The 18,175-nt window shown below is 67.0% G+C and carries 14 protein-coding genes and 1 pseudogene; 10 read left to right on the top strand and 5 right to left on the bottom strand.

The window, feature by feature from the left end; translation table 11 throughout:
- Nucleotide 1 precedes the first annotated feature (1 nt).
- A complete protein-coding gene (locus ACZK3W_RS18845) occupies nucleotides 2-1,513 on the top strand; it encodes a two-component system sensor histidine kinase NtrB (protein WP_478450182.1) in 1,512 nt (503 codons plus the stop codon).
- 10 nt (nucleotides 1,514-1,523) lie between these two features.
- Nucleotides 1,524-1,682, top strand: a complete 159-nt coding sequence (locus tag ACZK3W_RS18840) for a hypothetical protein (protein WP_478450181.1) — start codon at nucleotides 1,524-1,526, stop codon at nucleotides 1,680-1,682.
- A gap of 75 nt (nucleotides 1,683-1,757) precedes the next feature.
- Here ACZK3W_RS18840 and ACZK3W_RS18835 read toward each other — a convergent pair whose 3' ends face one another.
- Nucleotides 1,758-2,501, bottom strand: a complete 744-nt coding sequence (locus ACZK3W_RS18835) for a proteasome-type protease (protein WP_125895640.1) — start codon at nucleotides 2,499-2,501, stop codon at nucleotides 1,758-1,760.
- 92 nt (nucleotides 2,502-2,593) lie between these two features.
- Here ACZK3W_RS18835 and folK point away from each other — a divergent pair, with 92 nt between their 5' ends.
- The gene (gene folK, locus ACZK3W_RS18830; RefSeq protein WP_125895639.1) at nucleotides 2,594-3,079 is read left to right on the top strand and encodes a 2-amino-4-hydroxy-6-hydroxymethyldihydropteridine diphosphokinase; all 486 of its coding nucleotides are present in this window, start codon (nucleotides 2,594-2,596) and stop codon (nucleotides 3,077-3,079) included.
- Between the two features lie 31 nt (nucleotides 3,080-3,110).
- Here the strand turns inward: folK and ACZK3W_RS18825 are convergent, their stop codons facing one another.
- Nucleotides 3,111-3,848, bottom strand: a complete 738-nt coding sequence (locus tag ACZK3W_RS18825; protein ID WP_024957037.1) for a pteridine reductase — start codon at nucleotides 3,846-3,848, stop codon at nucleotides 3,111-3,113.
- A gap of 59 nt (nucleotides 3,849-3,907) precedes the next feature.
- Between ACZK3W_RS18825 and ACZK3W_RS18820 the strand changes: the two genes are divergently transcribed.
- Together ACZK3W_RS18820 and ACZK3W_RS18815 are read left to right on the top strand one after the other, a co-directional pair.
- Entirely contained in the window at nucleotides 3,908-5,092 is a 1,185-nt protein-coding gene (locus tag ACZK3W_RS18820; protein WP_012512116.1) for a class I SAM-dependent methyltransferase, read from the top strand.
- Entirely contained in the window at nucleotides 5,089-5,481 is a 393-nt protein-coding gene (locus ACZK3W_RS18815; RefSeq protein ID WP_125895637.1) for a VanZ family protein, read from the top strand. The genes ACZK3W_RS18820 and ACZK3W_RS18815 overlap by 4 nt, the downstream gene beginning before the upstream one ends.
- A 145-nt stretch (nucleotides 5,482-5,626) precedes the next feature.
- Here ACZK3W_RS18815 and ACZK3W_RS18810 read toward each other — a convergent pair.
- The 3 genes and pseudogenes from ACZK3W_RS18810 to ACZK3W_RS18800 all read right to left on the bottom strand — a co-directional run bounded on the left by ACZK3W_RS18810 (nucleotide 5,627) and on the right by ACZK3W_RS18800 (nucleotide 11,963).
- Nucleotides 5,627-7,983: pseudogene (locus ACZK3W_RS18810) on the bottom strand (beta-N-acetylhexosaminidase).
- Nucleotides 7,984-8,094: 111 nt separating this feature from the next.
- Entirely contained in the window at nucleotides 8,095-10,803 is a 2,709-nt protein-coding gene (locus ACZK3W_RS18805) for a TonB-dependent receptor (protein WP_478450180.1), read from the bottom strand.
- Between the two features lie 143 nt (nucleotides 10,804-10,946).
- On the bottom strand, nucleotides 10,947-11,963 hold the full coding sequence (locus tag ACZK3W_RS18800; RefSeq protein WP_125895634.1) for a glucokinase family protein: 1,017 nt from the start codon (nucleotides 11,961-11,963) through the stop codon (nucleotides 10,947-10,949).
- A gap of 376 nt (nucleotides 11,964-12,339) precedes the next feature.
- Here ACZK3W_RS18800 and ACZK3W_RS18795 point away from each other — a divergent pair, with 376 nt between their 5' ends.
- Genes ACZK3W_RS18795 through ACZK3W_RS18775 form a run of 5 tightly spaced genes read left to right on the top strand, consistent with a single transcriptional unit; the run spans nucleotide 12,340 to nucleotide 18,002 of the window.
- The gene (locus ACZK3W_RS18795; RefSeq protein ID WP_106469126.1) at nucleotides 12,340-13,629 is read left to right on the top strand and encodes a sugar MFS transporter; all 1,290 of its coding nucleotides are present in this window, start codon (nucleotides 12,340-12,342) and stop codon (nucleotides 13,627-13,629) included.
- Between the two features lie 39 nt (nucleotides 13,630-13,668).
- Nucleotides 13,669-14,736: a LacI family DNA-binding transcriptional regulator gene (locus ACZK3W_RS18790; RefSeq protein ID WP_006391719.1), complete on the top strand. Its 1,068-nt coding sequence runs from the start codon at nucleotides 13,669-13,671 to the stop codon at nucleotides 14,734-14,736.
- Nucleotides 14,737-14,743: 7 nt separating this feature from the next.
- Nucleotides 14,744-15,772: an SIS domain-containing protein gene (locus ACZK3W_RS18785; RefSeq protein ID WP_049400482.1), complete on the top strand. Its 1,029-nt coding sequence runs from the start codon at nucleotides 14,744-14,746 to the stop codon at nucleotides 15,770-15,772.
- The gene (gene nagA / locus ACZK3W_RS18780) at nucleotides 15,772-16,920 is read left to right on the top strand and encodes an N-acetylglucosamine-6-phosphate deacetylase (RefSeq protein ID WP_032128952.1); all 1,149 of its coding nucleotides are present in this window, start codon (nucleotides 15,772-15,774) and stop codon (nucleotides 16,918-16,920) included. Before ACZK3W_RS18785 ends, nagA begins: the two co-directional genes overlap by 1 nt.
- Before the next feature lie 23 nt (nucleotides 16,921-16,943).
- On the top strand, nucleotides 16,944-18,002 hold the full coding sequence (locus ACZK3W_RS18775; RefSeq protein WP_478450179.1) for an acyltransferase family protein: 1,059 nt from the start codon (nucleotides 16,944-16,946) through the stop codon (nucleotides 18,000-18,002).
- Nucleotides 18,003-18,175: the final 173 nt, after the last annotated feature.

The following is an 18,175-nucleotide window of genomic DNA, read 5'->3' as shown; positions in this document are numbered from 1 at the left end:
CATGCCCCTGACCGGTCCCGCCCTGGGGGCGCTGCGCATCCTGCTGGTGGAGGACTCACCGGAAGATGCCGAGCTGATGTCCGAACAGATGCTCGACGCGGGCCTGGAGGCCCGTTTCGAGCGCGTCGAAAGCGAGGCTGAACTGCGCCAGGCACTGGTCGCGTTCCAGCCGGACATCGTGCTGTCCGACCTGAGCATGCCGGGGTTCTCCGGTGATGACGCGCTGCGCATCGTGCGCGAGACCTCACCGGAAGTGCCCTTCATCTTCGTCTCCGGCACCATGGGTGAGGAGAACGCGGTGGCGGCGCTGCAGAAGGGCGCCAACGATTACATCATCAAGCACCTGCCGGCGCGCCTGCCGTCGGCGGTGGCGCGTGCGATCCGCGATGCACGCAGCGCCATAGAGCGTGCACGGGTGGAAACCGAGCTGATGCGCGCGCAGCGCCTGGAAAGCCTGTCGCTGCTTGCCGCCGGCCTCAGCCACGACCTGCGCAACATCCTGCAGCCGCTGCTGATCATGCCGGACCTGCTGAAGGCGCGCACCGAGGATCCGCAGCTGCACCACCTGGCCGATGTCATTGCCGAGTGCGGCCGCCGTGGCCACGAGATGGCCGAATCGATGCTGTCGTTCGTGCGCGGCTCGCGCAAGCCGAGCGAGCGCATCGAGATCGATGGCCTGTTCGATGCGGTGGCGCTGCTGTTGCGCAGCAACGTGCCCGATGCGGTGCGCCTGGAGTTGCAGGTGCAGGACGAAGGCCTGGTGGTCGACGCCAACTACACCGAACTGCAGCAGGTGATGCTGAACCTGGCGCTCAACGCGATCCAGGCGATGCCCAACGGCGGTCGCCTGAGCCTGACTGCCAGCCATGCCGGCCAGCGCGATGGCGTGGACTGGATGCAGATCTGCGTGGCCGATGAAGGCATCGGCATGGATGCGGACACGCTGTCACACCTGTTCAATCCGTTCTTCACCACCAAGGCCGATGGCACCGGCCTGGGGCTGATTTCCTGCAAGCGCATCGTTGAAGGCGCCGGTGGCAGCATCCACGTCAACAGCCAGCCGGGGCAGGGCACCTGCTTCGAACTGCGGCTGCCGATGCATGAGGCCATCGATGGCAGCGAGCCGATCGAGCAGCTGGTGGCGCTGGGCAGTGGCCAGTCGATCCTGGTGGTTGACGGCGAAGCCACACGCCTGTCGCTGCTCGGCAACGCGCTGTCCAGCCAGGGTTACCAGTTGCAGCTGGCCTCCGATGGCCCGGCGGCGTTGCGCTGGATGCAGCAGGAGGCGATGCCGGCGCTGGTGATTGCCGATGCCGGCTCCAAACTGCTGCCGGCCAGCCAGCTGCTGGGCGAGATGGCCACGCTTGGCTACCGCGGTCCGGCGCTGGTGCTGGAGGACCCGTCGGTGCCAGTCGCGGCGGACGCGTTCCCGGCCGGTGTGGAGGTGCGTGTGCTGCACAAGCCGCTGCAGATGCAGCAGGTGTTCCGCGCGGTGGCCGAAGCGCTGGGCTGATGCCCCGGTAGTGCCGGTCGCTGGCCGGCATCGCCGTGCGGTGGGATCACTGCGGTTGCCGGCCAGCGGCCGGCACTACCGGTCCCCGGTTTCCCTGGAGATGCGTGGCTGGTATTGGCCGCTGCCGATGCAGCAGGTGTTCCGCGCGGTGGCCGAAGCGCTGGGCTGACGCCCCGGTAGTGCCGGTCGCTGGCCGGCATCGCCGTGCGATGGGATTACTACGGTTGCCGGCCAGCGGCCGGCACTACCGGTCCAGGGTTTCCCACGGGAAGCGTGGCAGCGCGTCCACCGCCTGTTCCAGCCGCCGCGACCAGTTCTGGTGAATATCGGCATACAACGCCGAATCCGCGCCCAGCCGCAGCTGCTGGCCGATGCGCAGCTCGCCGTCGCGCAGCAGCGCCAGATCGATCGGCAGGCCCACCGACAGGTTGGAACGGATGGTGGAGTCCAGCGAGACGATCGCCGTACGCGCGGCATCCTCCAGGTGTGTGGCCGGGCTGAGGATGCGGTCGAGGATCGGCTTGCCGTACTTGGACTCACCGATCTGCAGGTAGGGTGTCTCCGGCGAGGCGGCGATGGCGTTGCCCAACGGGTAGACCATGTACAACCCTGGGCGTTCACCGGCAACCTGGCCGCCGAAGATAAGCGTGGCCTGGGTGTTGACCCCGTCATGGCCGTGCTCGCTGTGCTCGGTCCTGACCTGGCTGTCGACCAGCAACTGGCCGACGTAGGCCGCGGCCTCGAACAGGTGGGTCATGTCACGCAGGTTGGGCGTGCGTCGCTCGTCGGCATCGCGCCCCAGGCGCGACACCAGCAGCTGGGTGGTGGCCAGGTTGCCAGCCGCCATCAGTACGTAGGCTGCCTGGCCGGGGTACTCGAACACGTGCAGCTTGCGGTGCACGCGCACATCGTCCAGCGAGGCATTGGTCCGGGTGTCGGCGGCGAAGACCAGGCCCTCGTCCACCTCGATTCCAACGCAATAGGTCATGTCGGTGCCCTATCATGTGCGTCCCGGATTGTAGGCAGGTCGCCGTGACGACGGCATGTCCACGCCCCCCCAAGTGCCGTCACCTGAACCGCATGACCACCGTGCTCCTGAGCCTGGGCAGCAACGTCCAGCCCCGTCGCTACCTCCACGCCGCGGTGGCGGCCCTGCGCGAGCGCTTCGGCGCGCTGCAGGTGTCGCCCGCCTACCGTACCGCCGCGGTCGGCTTCGATGGCCCGGCCTTCCTCAACAATGCGGTGGCGATCGAAACCGACCTGCCGCTGCAGGAACTGGACGAGTGGCTGCATGCGCTGGAAGACGCGCACGGGCGCGACCGCAGCGGGCCGCGCTTCTCCGATCGGACCCTGGACATCGACGTAGTGTTCTACGGGGATCTGGTGGTGGAAGGTCCCGGCCACCTGCGCATTCCGCGCCCGGAGCTGAAGCACGCCTTCGTGCTGAAGCCGCTGGCCGACATCGCGCCGGGCTTCATCGACCCGGTCAGCGGGCAGGACCTGGCAACGCTGTGGCGTGCGCACAGACAGTTTGGCGAGGCGTTCGAGGTCGTGGACCTGGAATGAGGGTGGTTGCCGGCTGCTGGCCGGCAACATTTCAACTGACCGTTCGCCCACCATCCACGCGCAGGGTGTGGCCGGTGACGAAGCTGGCTTCGGCCACCAGCCAGTAGACCGCCTCGGCGATCTCCTCGACCGTGCCGATCCGTGCCAGCGGCGTGCGTGCCAACAGCGCCTCGCGGGCGAAATCGTCCTTGCCCTGTTCCGGCCACAGGATCGCCCCCGGCGCTACTGCATTGACCCGCACTTTCGGCGCCAGCTCCAGCGCCAGCGAGCGGGTGGCCATCTCCAGCGCGGCCTTGGCCATGGTGTAGGCGATGTGGTCGCGCATCGGGTCGGTGCCGTGCAGGTCGGTCAGGTTGACGATGCAGCCCTGCTGGCGGCGCAGGTAGGGCGCCGCCGCCTGTGACAGCAGCAGCGGCGCGCGCGCATTGACCGCATACAGCTCGTCCATCGCCTCGGCGGTGACCTGGCCGAGTGGGGTGGGGAAGAAGTTGGAGGCGTTGTTGACCAGTGCATCCAGTCGCCCGAAGTGGGTGACGGCCTGCTCCACCAGGTCGGCCAGGGCGTCGGCGTCGCGCAGGTCGGCCTGCAGGGCCAGCACGCTGCCCGGGCGCACGTTGTCGAAATCGAACGCGGCCTGCTGCAGCTCCGCGCTGGAGGTGTTGGCGTGCAGCACCACCGACCAGCCACAGGCATGGAACTGGCGGGCGATGGCCGCACCGATCCGGCGCGCGCTGCCGGTGATCAGGACCACGGGGTGGGTATCGCTCATCGAGGGTCCTCCAAGGCTCGGCTATCCTGTGCACCATTGTCACCGCATTCGAAGACGCCATGCAGCCCACCTTCCCCCTGCCCGAAGCCGATGCCCTGGCCCATAGCGACCAGCTGGCGGCCGCCCTGCGCGCCGAGATCCTTGCGCAGGGCGGGGCGATGCCGTTCTCGCGCTTCATGGAGCTCTGCCTGTATGCCCCCGGCTGGGGCTATTACAGCGCCGGCGCCAGCAAGTTCGGCGGCAGCGGCGATTTCACCACCGCGCCCGAGCTCGGCAGCCTGTTCGCCGGCAGCGTGGCCAATGCGCTGGCCCCGGTGTTCGCCCAGTTGGGCGCTCAGGCGCGCATGCTGGAGCTGGGCGGCGGCACCGGCGCCTTCGCCGAAGCGGTGCTGCTGCGCCTGGCCGAGCTGGACGCACTGCCGGCGCGCTACGCCATCCTCGAACCCAGTGCGGACCTGCGCGAGCGCCAGCAGCAGCGCCTGCAGCAGAACCTGCCGGCCGAGCTGGCCGCGCGGGTGGACTGGGTCGACCGCCCGTTTGAAGAGGATTGGGAGGGCGTGGTGTTCGCCAACGAGGTGATCGACGCGCTGCCGACTCCACGCTTCCTGATCAGGGACGGCGAGGTCTACGAGGAAACCGTCGAGCTCGATGGCGATGGCAACTTCATCCGCGGTGCGCAGCCGGCCGACGTCCTGCTCAACGGTGCGGTGCGCCATCTTGAACGCTACCTGGAAAAGCCTTTTGCCGAGGGCTACCGCTCCGAAGTGCTGCCGCAGCTGCCGTACTGGCTGCAGGCGGTGGCCGGTGGCCTGCAGCGTGGCGCGATGCTGTTCGTCGACTACGGCTACAACCGTGGCGAGTTCTACATGGAAGATCGCGATGACGGCACCGTGCGCGCGTTCTATCGCCAGCACGTGCACAACGAGATCTACCGCTGGCCGGGCCTGCAGGACATCACGGCGTCGGTGGATTTCACCGCGATGGCCGAGGCCGGCATGCACGCCGGTTTCGAGCTGGCCGGTTACTGCAGCCAGGCCAGTTTCCTGCTTGGCAACGGCCTGGACCAGGTGCTGCTGCTGGCCGAGGAACGCACCGATGAAGTGGGGCGCATCCAGCTGCGTGACCAGGTGAAGAAGCTGACCCTGCCGACCGAGATGGGCGAGCGCTTCCAGGCCATCGGCCTGCAGCGCGACGTCGATTTCGAGCCGGCGTTCGAGCTGGGTGACCTGAGCTGGCGCCTGTGAGCCACGCGTTGCCGGTGATCAAGCCGCTGCAGCGGCCGCGCCTGTGGGCCGTGCTGTGGGCGCTGGCGGTGCTGCTGGTGATCGTGGTCTGCCTGATCCCGCCGCCGCCGATTCCGCTGCCGGAAAACAGCGACAAGGGCGAGCACTTCCTCGCCTATTTCATCCTCGCCGGCAGCGCGGTGCAGCTGTTCCGTCGCGGCCGCCCGCTGCTGTGGGTGGGCGTAGGCCTGGTACTGATGGGCATCGGCATCGAGTTCGCGCAGGGCGCGCTGACCAGCAACCGCATGGCCGACCCGATGGATGCGCTGGCCAACACCATTGGCGTGCTGGCCGGCATGGCCACCGCACTGACCCCGATGCGCGACCTGCTGCTGCGCTGGCGCGGGTAAAGGCGTGCCAACCAAGGTTGGCACCCACCTGTAGATCCACGCCATGCGCGGATGGAATCCGTAGATCCACGCCATGCGTGGCCATGCGTGGATGAACTGCCCGGGGTGCCGACCAGGGTCGGCACCCACCAGGACAGACCTGCCGTCATTTCCCCAGCGTGACCTCATCCAGCACCCACATCGCCGGGCGCGTGTCGCCGGTGAAGTTGATGCACAGGTCACCGGTGCCCTGGGTACCCTTCGGCAGCGCTGCACGCAGTGTCACGAAGCCATCGGCACCGGGCTTGGCCGGCAGCGGTACCTCAGCCAGCACCTTGCCGCTGCAGTCGCCGCGACGCACCTGCATCTCGCCGTGCGCGCGCTTGGCCTTTTCGAAGCGGCGCTTGGGTTCGTCGTGGGCCAGCTGGAAGTAGTACGGAATACGTCCCGCACGCACTTCCACGCTGCCGATGCCGTCCAGCTGCGCCTGCGGCCAGCGCCAGCACGGCTGGAAGATGTCCACGTTGAACACCGCACGGTTGCCTTCGCGGGGGCCATCGTCTTCCAGGCGCAGCACCAGCCCCTTCTTGCCCACGCAGCTGAGCAGTTCATCACTGCGGCGGCTGAGCAGCGATTGCGCAGTGAAGTCCGCAACCGTCGGCTTCGCGGCCAGCATCTGGCCCTGGTAGAACGCGGCGGCCTGCACGGCGGCGGGCAGCTGCGCCGTCAGCGGCTGCTGGTACAGCGGCGACTGCGCGGTCACCGGCTGTCCGTCGGTGCGGTAGCGCACCTCATAGCCCAGCGGATTGGCCAGAGACACGGTCACCGTGTTCTTCGCGCGATCATCGGTATAGTCCACGCCTACTTCGAACGGGGTCTGCGCATAGGCCAGGCCCCAGGCACGGTAGCGCTGCAGCTGTGCCGGCAGTCGTGCGAGGAAATCGCGGAAATCGCGGTGTTCCGGCGTGCTCCAGCCGGTCTCGGCCACGGCGGCCAGGCGCGGGAACAGGTTGTGCTGCAGGCGTGCGTAGTTGCGCGTGTGCTCGGTGAACATGTTGGCCTGCAGGCCGAGAATGTGCCCGCGCTTGTCGGCGGCCAGTTCGGCCGGCACCGGCTCGAAGTTGTACAGCTTGCCGAGGTTGACCTGGGTCGGGCGACCAGGCGGCTCGTTCTGCGAGGCAGTCTGCAGGTAGTCCAGGTACAGGTAACCCACCGGCGACATGATCACGTCATGGCCGGCACTGGCCGCAGCGAGGCCACCTTCGGTGCCCTGCCACGACATCACCGTGGCCTGCGGCGGCAGACCACCTTCGAGGATCTCATCCCAGCCGATCAGGCGCCGGTCGTGCTCCTCCAGGAACGTCTCCAGGCGCTTGATGATGTGGCTCTGCATGGCCATCTCATCCTTGATGCCCAGTGCACGCATGCGCTGCTGCACCTGCCTGGAGGCTTCCCACTGGTCCTTCACTGCCTCGTCGCCACCCACGTGCACGTACTTGGCCGGGAACAGTTCGATCACTTCCTCCAGCACGTTCTCGAGGAAGGTGACGGTGCTGTCTTCAGTGTTGAACAGGTTGGGGAACACGCCCCATTCGCTGATCGGCTTCAACGGCGTATCGATGGTGCCCAGCTCCGGATACGCAGCAATCGCGGCAGTCGCGTGGCCCGGGACATCGATTTCCGGGATCACCTGGATATGCAGCTTCGCCGCATAGGCGATCACCTCGCGAATCTGGTCCTGCGTGTAGAAACCGCAGTACGGATGCTCCTGGCCGCTGGCCGGGTCGACGCCGCCATCACCGGCCGGCAGGCGGCAGCTGCCCACATCGGTCAGCTTCGGGTAGCGCTTGATCTCCATGCGCCAGCCCTGGTCGTCGGTGAGGTGCCAGTGGAAGGTGTTGAGCTTGTGCGCGGCCATCGCGTCGAGTACGCGCTTGATCTCGTCCAGGCTCTGGAAGTGACGTGCGGAATCGAGCATGAAACCGCGCCAGCTGAAGCGCGGCGCGTCCTGGATCTGCACCGCCGGCAGCACGCCATTGCTGCCGCCGGTGGCGAGCTGGGCGAGGGTGGTCGCGCCGTAGAACAGGCCGGTTTCGTTGCCGGCCTGGATCAGCACGCCCTGCGCGGTGCTCTCCAGCGTGTAGCTTTCGCCGCTGTCGCGGAAGGTGGGCACGATCTGGAAGCGGATGCTGCCCGACGTGCCTGCCGCCTTGCCCTGGCTGGTGCAAGGCGCGGACCACCGCTGCGGGCCAGCAGATCGGCGAACTGGCTGGCGACGCGCTGCGCGGCTTCGCCTTCGGCCTGCAGCACGGTGTCGGCGCGGACGGTGATGCCGCTGCCCTGGCCGCGCTGCACGGTGGCCGGGGCGGGAATCAGCATCAGGCTGTCGGCGCGCAGCAGGGGGCCGGGTGCTTCAGCGGCAGGCGTGGGATCGGCGGCGAGTGCCGGCAGTGCCGGCAGCAGGGCGAGCAGGCTGCCCAGCAGCACTGCGCTGCGCATCCGGGCGCGGGAAGGCTTGACCATCGGAACGACTCCTTGGAACGGTGCGATGAACGCTATACATGAAAAACGCCGGGCCCGGAATGACCCAGGCCCGGCGTGCGTGCACGACTCGGCGATGTTGCCGCCGCTGGATCAGTACTTGAAGCGGAAGTTGAGGTAGTACTGGCGGCCGTTGCTGTAGAACGAGGTCGGGATGGCCGCGGTCTGGTAGTACTTGTAGGTCGGGTTGTTGAGGTTGAGCGCATCGAAGCTGATGCTCAGCCAGTCGGTGGCCTTGTAGCTCAGCGATGCCGACAGCGTGCCGAAGTCATCCTGGTAGTACGGGTTGGCACCGGACAGGCCGATCAGGAACGACGAACGGCGCGTGTAGCTGACGCGTGCACCGAAGGTGTCGTTCTCGAAGTAGGCACCCACGTTGTAGGTGTTCTTCGAAGTGCCCAGCAGGTTGTCGGTTCCATCGGCCCAGGTGTGCTCGGTGCTGCCATCAGCGTAGGTGTAGTTCGCGTTGACGCCGAAGTATTCGCCGATCGGCTGTTCATAGGCCACTTCAATACCGCGTACCTTGCCGTCGGCATTGCGCGGGCGGGAGATGTTGTATTCCTCGAGGCGGTTGGTCAGCTCGCTGAACAGCATTTCCTTCTCGGTGCTGAAGGCCACGTAGTCCTTCAGGCGCATCGAGTACGCACCGATCGACAACATGCCGCGCGGCATGAAGTACCACTCCAGGTTGGCATCGAAGTTGGTCGACACCACCGGCTTCAGCTTCGGATTGCCGCCGCCGCCGGTACGGTTCAGGTCCGAACCGTAGGATGAAGCGCCCAGGGCCGAGAAGTCCGGCAGAGTCTGCGTCTGCGACGCAGCCACGCGCAGCACCAGATCGTCACGCAGGTCGTACTTGAAGTTGGCGCTCGGCAGCACACGGTTGTGCTTGTTCTCGAAGGCCTGGCGGGTCCAGGCACCGAACAGGCTGCTCACGTCCGGCACAGTCGAACCGGTGGCGGCCGCGTAGGTATCGATGTCCTGCTTGATGTTGACGTAGCGCAGGCCGACGTTGCCGCTCCAGCGGTCGCCGCTGAAATTGCCCTGCACGTAGGCAGCGAAGTTCTTCTCCGACACCTTCCATTCGGCGCCGTAGTTGTGGCGGCCAGTCGGGCCATCATTGCCGGACAGCCAGGTGGAGTTGTTGGTCACTGCATCCTTCAGTGCACCTGGGGTGAAGTACCACAGGTCGCGCGGGAAGCTGCCACCGATGCCGTTGGCGAAGCCACCGGGGAAGTTGGCGGTCGCGCCGTTCTTCAGCGCATTCCAGATCGCGCCCGGGGTTGCGCCTTCCGGCGACTTGGCCTCGCGCTTGTGGTCGCCGAAGCGGGCGCCGAAATCGATCGAGTTCAGTACGCCGGCATCGGCGAAGTACTGGTTGAAATCGAGCGTGGCCCACTTTTCCTTGTCGATCGCGGTGACCTGCTGGTTGCCCCAGGTGCCGAAGTCGGTCACGCCGCCCGGACCGATGTTGCCACCAACGTTCCAGTCGATCGGCGAGCCGTTGCCGTGGGTCGACCAGTTGGCACCGCCACCGCGGGCCAGGTTGACCTCGGCGATGTACTGGCGCGGCGTATCGCCGGTGCCCTTGGTGTTGCCGGCCTGGAACTTCATGCCCAGGTTGTCGCTGATTTGCCAGTCGGCATCGAAGGTGATGTAGTTGGTCTTGGCCTTCGACTCGCGGTAGATCATGTCGTACACCGCGTAGTCGCGGTCGGCCTGGCCGGCGAAGGTGGCGTTGGCCAGTACGCCATCCTTGACGACGTAACCCGGATTGGGGGCCTGGCCCGGAATCAGGATCTTGTTGCCATTGGCATCTTCAACGGTGCGGTCGTTGAGGATGCGGCCGCCCCACAGCATGAAGTTGCGGTTGTAGTTGTTCGCCTTCAGTTCCGAGCTGAAGCCTTCCAGGCCCAGGGTCAGGTTGTCCATCGGCTTGAACTGCAGCGACACCAGGCCGCCCTTGCGCTCGCGGGTCTGTTCGAACAGGGTCGAGCCGAGCAGGCCCGGGGCATAGACGCCGGCCAGGTCCGGGTTGGACTTGGCCACGGTGCCATTCGGATCGATCTGGAAGAAACCGCCCGGGATTTCCTGCGCTTCGCGGCGCAGCTCGCGCTTCTGGCTGAAGGCCTGCACCATCACGCCGAAGTTGCCTTCGTCGTTCTTGTAGTTGAACAGTGCCGACAGCTGCGGGTCGTTGGACTTGGCCTGGTCCGAACGCACCATGCCGATGGAGCCTTCCGCAGTGAGCTGCTTGGAGAATTCCAGCGGCTTGCGGGTGAGGATGTTGACGGTACCGGTGGTGCCACCGTCCTGCAGCTTGGCCTGCGAGGACTTGTTCACTTCCACCGAGCGCACCAGTTCCGACGGCAGCAACGAGTAGCTCACGCTGCGGCCGACGTTGTTGCCCTGGCTGAGCACGAACCAGTCGGCGGTGCCGACGGTGTGGCCGTTGATCAGGGTCTGGGTCAGGCTCGGGCTGGTACCACGCAGGCTGACGCGGTCGGCTTCGTCGAAGCCGCCTTCGTCGGCGCTGGACGAGCTGATGTTCACACCCGGCAGGCGCTGCAGGGTGTCGGCGACGTTGTGCGCGGGCAGCTTGCCCACGTCTTCGGCGGTGACCACTTCCACGCGCGCATTGGCTTCGCGCTTGGTATCCAGCGACTTTTCCATCGAACCACGGATGCCGGTGACCTGCACGGTATCCAGGTCGGTGGCGGTCTGGGTGGCCTGCTGCGCGTGCGCGCTGAAGGCGAGGCAGCTGACGATGGCGGCCGAAAGCAGGGTCTTGCGGGTGTTCATGATGTCTCTCCTCATCACTCGATTGGATGCCGGCGGCGGTGTTCGATTACGGTTGCGATGACATGCGCGGGGCGGCGGCGAAGTCCCGTGCGTTGGCGTGCCACGTACTGCGTGCTGCGATTGCGTTGAAGCCTGTTGCGGTGTCAGGCGGCCGACTGCTGCAGGTACCAGCTGGCAGCGCCGACCACGCCCAGCTGGCCGTGCTCGACGACCTTCACCGGGATGCGTGCCAGCGCTTCGCCCATCGGTCCCTTCTGCAGGTAGCGTTCGACGAAAGTGCTGGCGTGCAGGTATTCACGGATCTGCGGCAGGATGCCGCCGGCCAGGTAGACGCCACCGTGGGCGCCGTAGTACAGCGCCATGTCGCCGATGGTGCTGCCGAGCAGGCCGCAGAACACATCCAGCGCCTGGCGCGCATGTGCATCGCTGTCGGCCATGGCCGCAGCGGTAACCGCGTCGGGGCTGGCCAGGGTCGGCGCCTGGCCCTGCAGTGCGCACACCGCGCGATACAGGTTCATCAGGCCCGGGCCGGAGATCGCGTGTTCGATCGACACGTGCGCGCGGTCGCGCTGCATGTGGCGGACGATGGCCATTTCCAGTTCGGTGCTGGCGGCCAGGGTCGGTTGCCCGGCTTCGGTCGGGAGCACCACCGGGCCGTGCGCGGTGGGGATCCACAGCGCGGCGCCGAGGCCGGTGCCGGGGCCGACCACCAGGGTCGGGCCGCGGGCGGCGGTTTCCGGTCCGCACAGGTGCAGCACGCCACTGGCGTCAACCTGCGCAGCGGCGTAGGCCACGGCTTCGAAGTCGTTGACGATGTAGACCCGCTGCAGGCCGACGTCGGCTTCCACCTGGCGCGCCGACAGCGGCCACGGCAGGTTGGCGGTGATCACCGTGCCGTCCTCGCGGGCGTAGCCGGCACTGGCGACCACGCAATGCGTGGGCCGCGGGCCTTCGCCGAGGAAGTCGGACAGGATCGCGCTGAGGCCGGCATGGTCGGCGTTGCGGTACTTGCGGTACTCCAGCACCTGCACCGGATGGGCGGCATCACCGCTGGCCTGGACCCGGGCCACGCGCACATGGGTGCCACCGACGTCGGCGGCCAGGAACGTCGGCGCGACTCGGGACAGGACATGGGCCGGGGCGGGGTGGCTGGCGGTCACGCGGGCTCCTGCTGCAGGTGGGGCCGGACCCGGGATCGGGGGCGGCGATTGGGGCGGAGTCTGTAACCCCGCTGACAACGATGTCAACGAGTTCGTGACACTTTCGTTGCTGCATCGCAACGAATGCGACATGCAGTAAACGTTTACATGGCGTGAGTGCAGGTTTCACGTGGGAACCGTTGCCGCACATGGGCCAAGGCCTTCGGCGCATTCAGCACGATGCGTTGCGATCGGGTTGCGCAGTGCAGCACGAGGTTCACAGGGCTGCGCGTGGAAGTTGACAAACCGCGGCTGTCCATCGAAAGAATGTGACAACGTTGTTCCCAGCCACTCTCCGACGCCGCGTTCTGCGGCCGTCGCCGCAGGAGCCCTCCTGATGTCCGCCGTCCCCGCTGCAAGCGCGCGCCCGAACGTGGCCACCTCCATCGCCATCGTAGGCGTGTTGTTCTTCCTGATCGGCTTCTTCACCTGGCTCAACGGCCCGCTGATCACCTTCGTCAAGTTGGCCTTCGAACTCAGCGAGGTCGGTGCCTTCCTGGTGCTGATGGTGTTCTACCTGTCCTACTTCTTCCTGGCCCTGCCGGCGTCGTGGATCCTGCGCCGCACCGGCATGAAAAAGGGCCTCAGCCTGAGCCTGCTGGTGATGGCCGGTGGTGCTGCGTTGTTCGGTGAGTTCGCCACCCAGCGCTGGTACCCGGGCGCGCTTGGCGGCCTGTTCGTGATCGGCAGCGGCCTGGCCCTGCTGCAGACTGCGATCAACCCCTACATCTCCATCCTCGGCCCGATCGAGACGGCGGCACGCCGCATCGCGCTGATGGGCATCTGCAACAAGATCGCCGGCATGCTGGCGCCGGTGCTGATCGGCACGCTGGTGCTGCACGGCATCGGTGACCTCGATGCACAGGTGCAGGCCGCAGATGCGGTCACAAAGGCCGCGCTGCTGAACGAGTTTGCCGCCAAGATCCACACCCCGTACCTGGCGATGGCTGCGCTGCTGGTGGTGCTGGCGGTGGCGGTGCTGTTCTCGCCGCTGCCGGAAATCAAGTCGTCCGAAGCCAACGCCACGCCGGCGGCTGCCGGTGCCGCCGAGCGTCGCAGCATCTTCCAGTTCCCGCATCTGTGGCTGGGCGTGCTGTGCCTGTTCGTCTACGTGGGCGTGGAGGTGATGGCCGGCGATGCCATCGGTACCTACGGCCACGGCTTCGACCTGCCGCTGGACCAGACCAAGATGTTCACCTCGCTTACCCTGGGCGCAATGCTGGTCGGTTACGTGGTCGGCCTGCTGCTGATCCCCAAGGTTGTCTCGCAGTCGCGCTACCTGACCATTTCGGCGGTGCTTGGCGTGGTGTTCTGTCTTGGCGCCTGGGCCACCCACGGCTATGTGTCGGTAGCCTTCGTGGCCCTGCTGGGCTTTGCCAACGCCATGATGTGGCCGGCCATCTTCCCGCTGGCGATCCGTGGCCTGGGCCGCTTCACCGAAACCGGCTCGGCCCTGCTGGTGATGGGCATCGCCGGTGGCGCGATCATTCCGCAGCTGTTCGCCGTGCTCAAGCAGCACATCGACTTCCAGCTGGTGTTCGTTCTGCTGATGGTGCCGTGCTACCTGTACATCCTGTTCTATTCGGTGATCGGGCATCGCGCCGGCCTGCCGCAGGACAAGGCCTGATCGGCGATGATGGACGGCAGCCAACCCCAGGGAAAACCCATGCGCAGAGCGACTATCAAGGACGTTGCGGAGAAAGCCAAGGTCTCGCTGAAGACGGTCTCGCGCGTGATCAACAACGAGCCCTCGGTGATGCAGGCCACCCGCGCGCGGGTGCTGCGTGCCATCGCCGAGCTCGACTACGAACCCGATCCGTCCGCGCGCAACCTGCGCAGCGGCACCACCTTCGTGATCGGGCTGGTCTACGACAACCCGAACCCGTACCACATCATCGGCGTGCAGAACGGCGTGCTGGCCGCGTGCCGCGAGACCGGTTTCGGCCTGCAGATCCATCCCTGCGATTCCAGCTCGCCGCTGCTGGCCGATGAGCTGGCCGACTGGGTGCAGCGTTCGCGCCTGGCCGGGTTGGTGCTGACCGCACCGATGTCCGAGCGCCGCGACCTGATCCAGGCGCTGACCGCGCGCGGCATCAAGCTGGTGCGCATCATTGCGGCCACCGAAGACCCGGCCGATGGTGCCTGCGTATTCGTCGACGACCGCGAGGCCGCCTACGAGATCACCGAGCACCTGATCCAGCTGGGCCACCAGCGCATCGGCTTCCTCTGGGGCGGCATCTCGCACCGCTCCTCGGGCGAACGCTATGCCGGTTACGAAGCCGCGCTGAAGGACTACGGCATGACCGTGGACAAGCATCTGGTGGTGCAGGGCGACTACACCTTCGACGATGGTTTCCGCGGCGCGCGCCGCCTGCTGGCGCTGCGCGAGCCGCCCACCGCCATCTTCGGTTCCAACGACGAAATCGCTGCCGGCGTGCTGGCCGCTGCCAAGTCGGCCGGCATGAACGTGCCCTACGACCTGTCCATTGCCGGTTTCGAGGACAGCCCGTTCTCGCGCCAGTCGTGGCCACCGCTGACCACCGCCAAGCAGGCCACCGAAGACATCGCCCGCCACGCCGCGCGCTTGCTGATCGCACAGCTGCGCAGCGACGCCTACGACGATGCGCCGGCACCGCTGCACAACCAGGGCTTCGTGCCACAACTGGTGGTGCGCGGCTCGACCGCGCCGATGCGCCCGGCCGGCGCACGCCCCCTTCCTTCCGATCCTGCCTGAGCCTGCCATGTCGCTGTCAGACCCCACGTCCACCCTGATGTTCGCCGAAGCCGCTGAAGCGGCCGACGTGGTCGCGCGCCAGTTCTCGCGCAACCACGCCACCATGGAAACCCTGGCTGCCAGCCTGCGCGCCGCGCCGCCGCCGTTCGTGGTCACCTGCGCACGCGGCAGCTCCGACCATGCCGCCACCTATGGCAAGTACCTGCTGGAAACCCAGCTGGGCCTGGTGGTCGCATCGGCTTCGCCGTCGGTGGGTTCGGTCTATGCCGCACCGCTGCAGCTGCGTGGCGCGCTGTTCATCGTCATCTCGCAGTCGGGCAAGAGCCCGGACCTGCTGCGCAACGCGGAAGCTGCCAAGGCTGCCGGCGCGCGCGTGATCGCACTGGTCAACGTCGAGGATTCGCCGCTGGCGCAGCTGGCCGATACGGTCATTCCGCTGCACGCCGGTGCCGAGAAGAGTGTGGCGGCGACCAAGAGCTACCTGGCGTCGCTGGCTGCGCTGCTGCAGCTGGCTGCCTACTGGAAGCAGGACGCAAGCCTGCGTGCGGCGCTGGACCTGCTGCCGGACGCGATGCGCGAGGCCTGGCAGTGCGACTGGACGCCGGTGACCGAGGGCCTGGTCGAGGCGACCAACCTGTTCGTGCTCGGCCGTGGCCTGGGCCTCGGCGCTGCGCAGGAAGCTGCATTGAAGTTCAAGGAAACCTGCAGCCTGCATGCCGAAGCCTACAGCTCGGCTGAAGTGAAGCATGGCCCGATGGCGCTGGTCGACCGCGGTTTCCCGGTGCTGGCCTTTGCGCAGCCTGATGAAACCGGCGCCGGCACCCGTGCCGTCGTCGAGGAATTCACCGCGCGCGGTGCACAGGTGTGGATGGCCGGTGCCGGTGGCAACCTGCCGGTAGCGGCCGCGCCGCATCCGCTGTGCGCACCGCTGCTGACCGTGCAGAGCTTCTACCGCGCGATCAACGCGCTGGCGCTGCGTCGTGGCTTCAACCCGGATCTGCCGCCGCACCTGAACAAGGTCACGGAGACGGTGTGATGGCCACGGTCCTGCGCAATGCCCGCATCCTGGCAGGCGACGAGTTCCGCGACGATCTGGCGGTCGTGATCGAGCATGGCCGCATCAGCGCGCTGCTGCCCGATGCAGCGCCGCAGCTGGGCCAGGCCGCCGAGCAGGTTGATCTGAGCGGTGGCTGGCTGCTGCCCGGTTTCATCGATGTGCAGGTCAATGGTGGCGGCGGCGCGCTGTTCAACAACACGCCAGACGTGGCGGCACTGCGCACCATCGCGCAGGCGCACCGCCGCTTCGGTACCACCGCGATGCTGCCGACGCTGATCAGCGACGACGTGGGCGTGATGCGTGAAGCCATCGATGCGATGCGCGAGGCGATCGCGCAGGGTGTGCCAGGCGTGATCGGCATCCATCTGGAAGGACCGTACATCGCGCCGGCCCGCAAGGGTACGCACGATGCCAGCAAGTTCCGTGTGCCAGACGAAGCAGAGATCGCGCTGGCCGCATCGCTGGACAACGGTGTGACACTGCTGACGCTGGCACCGGAACGCGTGCCGCTGGAGACCATTCGCGCGCTGGTCGAGCGCGGCGTGGTCGTTGCCGCTGGGCATACCGCAGGCACCTACGAAGAGATCCGCGCCGGTCTGGATGCAGGCGTGCGTGGCTTCACCCACCTGTACAACGCGATGTCGCCGCTGCAGGGCCGTGAGCCCGGCGCGGTGGGTGCTGCGCTGGAGGACCGCGACAGCTGGATCGGCATCATCGTCGATGGCGTGCATGTGCATCCGGCCAGCCTGCGCGTGGCGCTGGCAGCCAAGCCGCGTGGTCGCCTGCTGTTGGTCACCGATGCGATGCCGCCGGTTGGCGCCGACGATCCCAGTTACGTGCTGTACGGCGAAACCATCACCGCCATCGACGGCGTGGTGCGCAATGCCGCCGGTTCGCTGGCGGGCTCGGCGCTGGACATGGCCACCGCGGTGCGCAACACCGTGCAGCTGCTCGGCCAGCCACTGGCCGAAGCCGCGCGCATGGCCTCGACCTATCCGGCCCAGTTCCTCAACGTTGACGATCGTCTGGGCCACATCGCCGAGGGCTACCAGGCCGACCTGGTGCTGCTGGACGATGCCCTGCAGGTGCGTGGCACCTGGATTGCCGGACAATACGAGGCCGCCTGATGGCCGATCCCTTGAAGGGAAGTATGCCGCCGCGCCGCCTGGGCTCGATCGATGCCCTGCGCGGCATCACCGTGGCGGCAATGCTGCTGGTCAACAACCCGGGTGACTGGAGCGCGGTGTTCGCGCCGCTGCGTCATTCGGAATGGCATGGCTGCACGCCCACCGATCTGGTGTTCCCGTTCTTCCTGTTCCTGGTGGGCGTGTCGATGGCCTTCAGCGTGGCGCCACGCGCGCTGGACACGGCGGCGCGACCCGCGTTGGCGCGCGGCGTTCTGGAGCGCGCACTGCGCATCCTGGTGGCCGGTGCGTTGCTGCACCTGCTGATCTGGTGGGCGCTGCATACCCCTCACTTCCGCATCTGGGGCGTGCTGCAGCGGATCGCGGTATGCGCGGCGCTGGTGGGCGTACTGGCGGTGTATGCGCGGCCGCGCATGCAGGCGGGCGTGCTGGTCACGTTGCTGGTGGGGTACACGGTGCTGCTGCTGGGCATCGGTGACCTGGCGCCATGGTCCAACCCGGCCAGCCGTCTGGATACCACGCTGTTCGCACCGTGGATCTATCAATGGCACGCCGACACCGGGCTTGGCCACGACCCGGAAGGGCTGCTGAGCACGCTGGGTGCGCTGGCCAGTACCGTGCTTGGCCTGTTGGCCGGAGGACTGCTGCGCAGCGGGCGTGCCGCGGCGCTGGCGGGGCTGGGTGCGGTGACTGCCGCGCTGGGCCTGCTGCTGGCCGTGGTGCTGCCGTTGAACAAGCAGCTGTGGACACCCAGCTACGTGCTGTGGACCGGCGGCCTGGCCGCGCTGGCGCTGTGGCTGGGCCATGTGTTGATCGACCAGAAGGGTTGGCCGGCGCTGGGCCGGCGCTTCGGTGTCAACGCGATCACCGCGTATCTGGGTGCATCGATAATGTCGGTGGTGCTGATGGCCAGCGGCGCCTGGGGCTGGTTCTGGCAGCAGCTGGCCACCGCGATGCCGCAGGCGCTTGAGCTGGCGTCGATGCTGCAGGCGCTGGCGTTCGTCGCGCTGTGGTGGGGCGTGGCGTGGTGGCTGGACCGGCGGAAGATCTATCTGAAGATCTGACCCCATCCGCCAACGGCATCCATGCATGGCGTGGATCTACCAGGTGCCATGAGTGAATCGATTGGCGATGCAGGGTCAGTAGATCCACGCCATGCGTGGATGCTTTGCGCTTGATTCCCACGTGCCGAAAAAATGAACGATTTCAGCCACATCACATTGGCGTGAGGACCGGG

It is taken from the genome of Stenotrophomonas sp. 80084_Sma (assembly GCF_056481995.1).
This window is presented reverse-complemented; position numbering and strand designations above follow the sequence as displayed.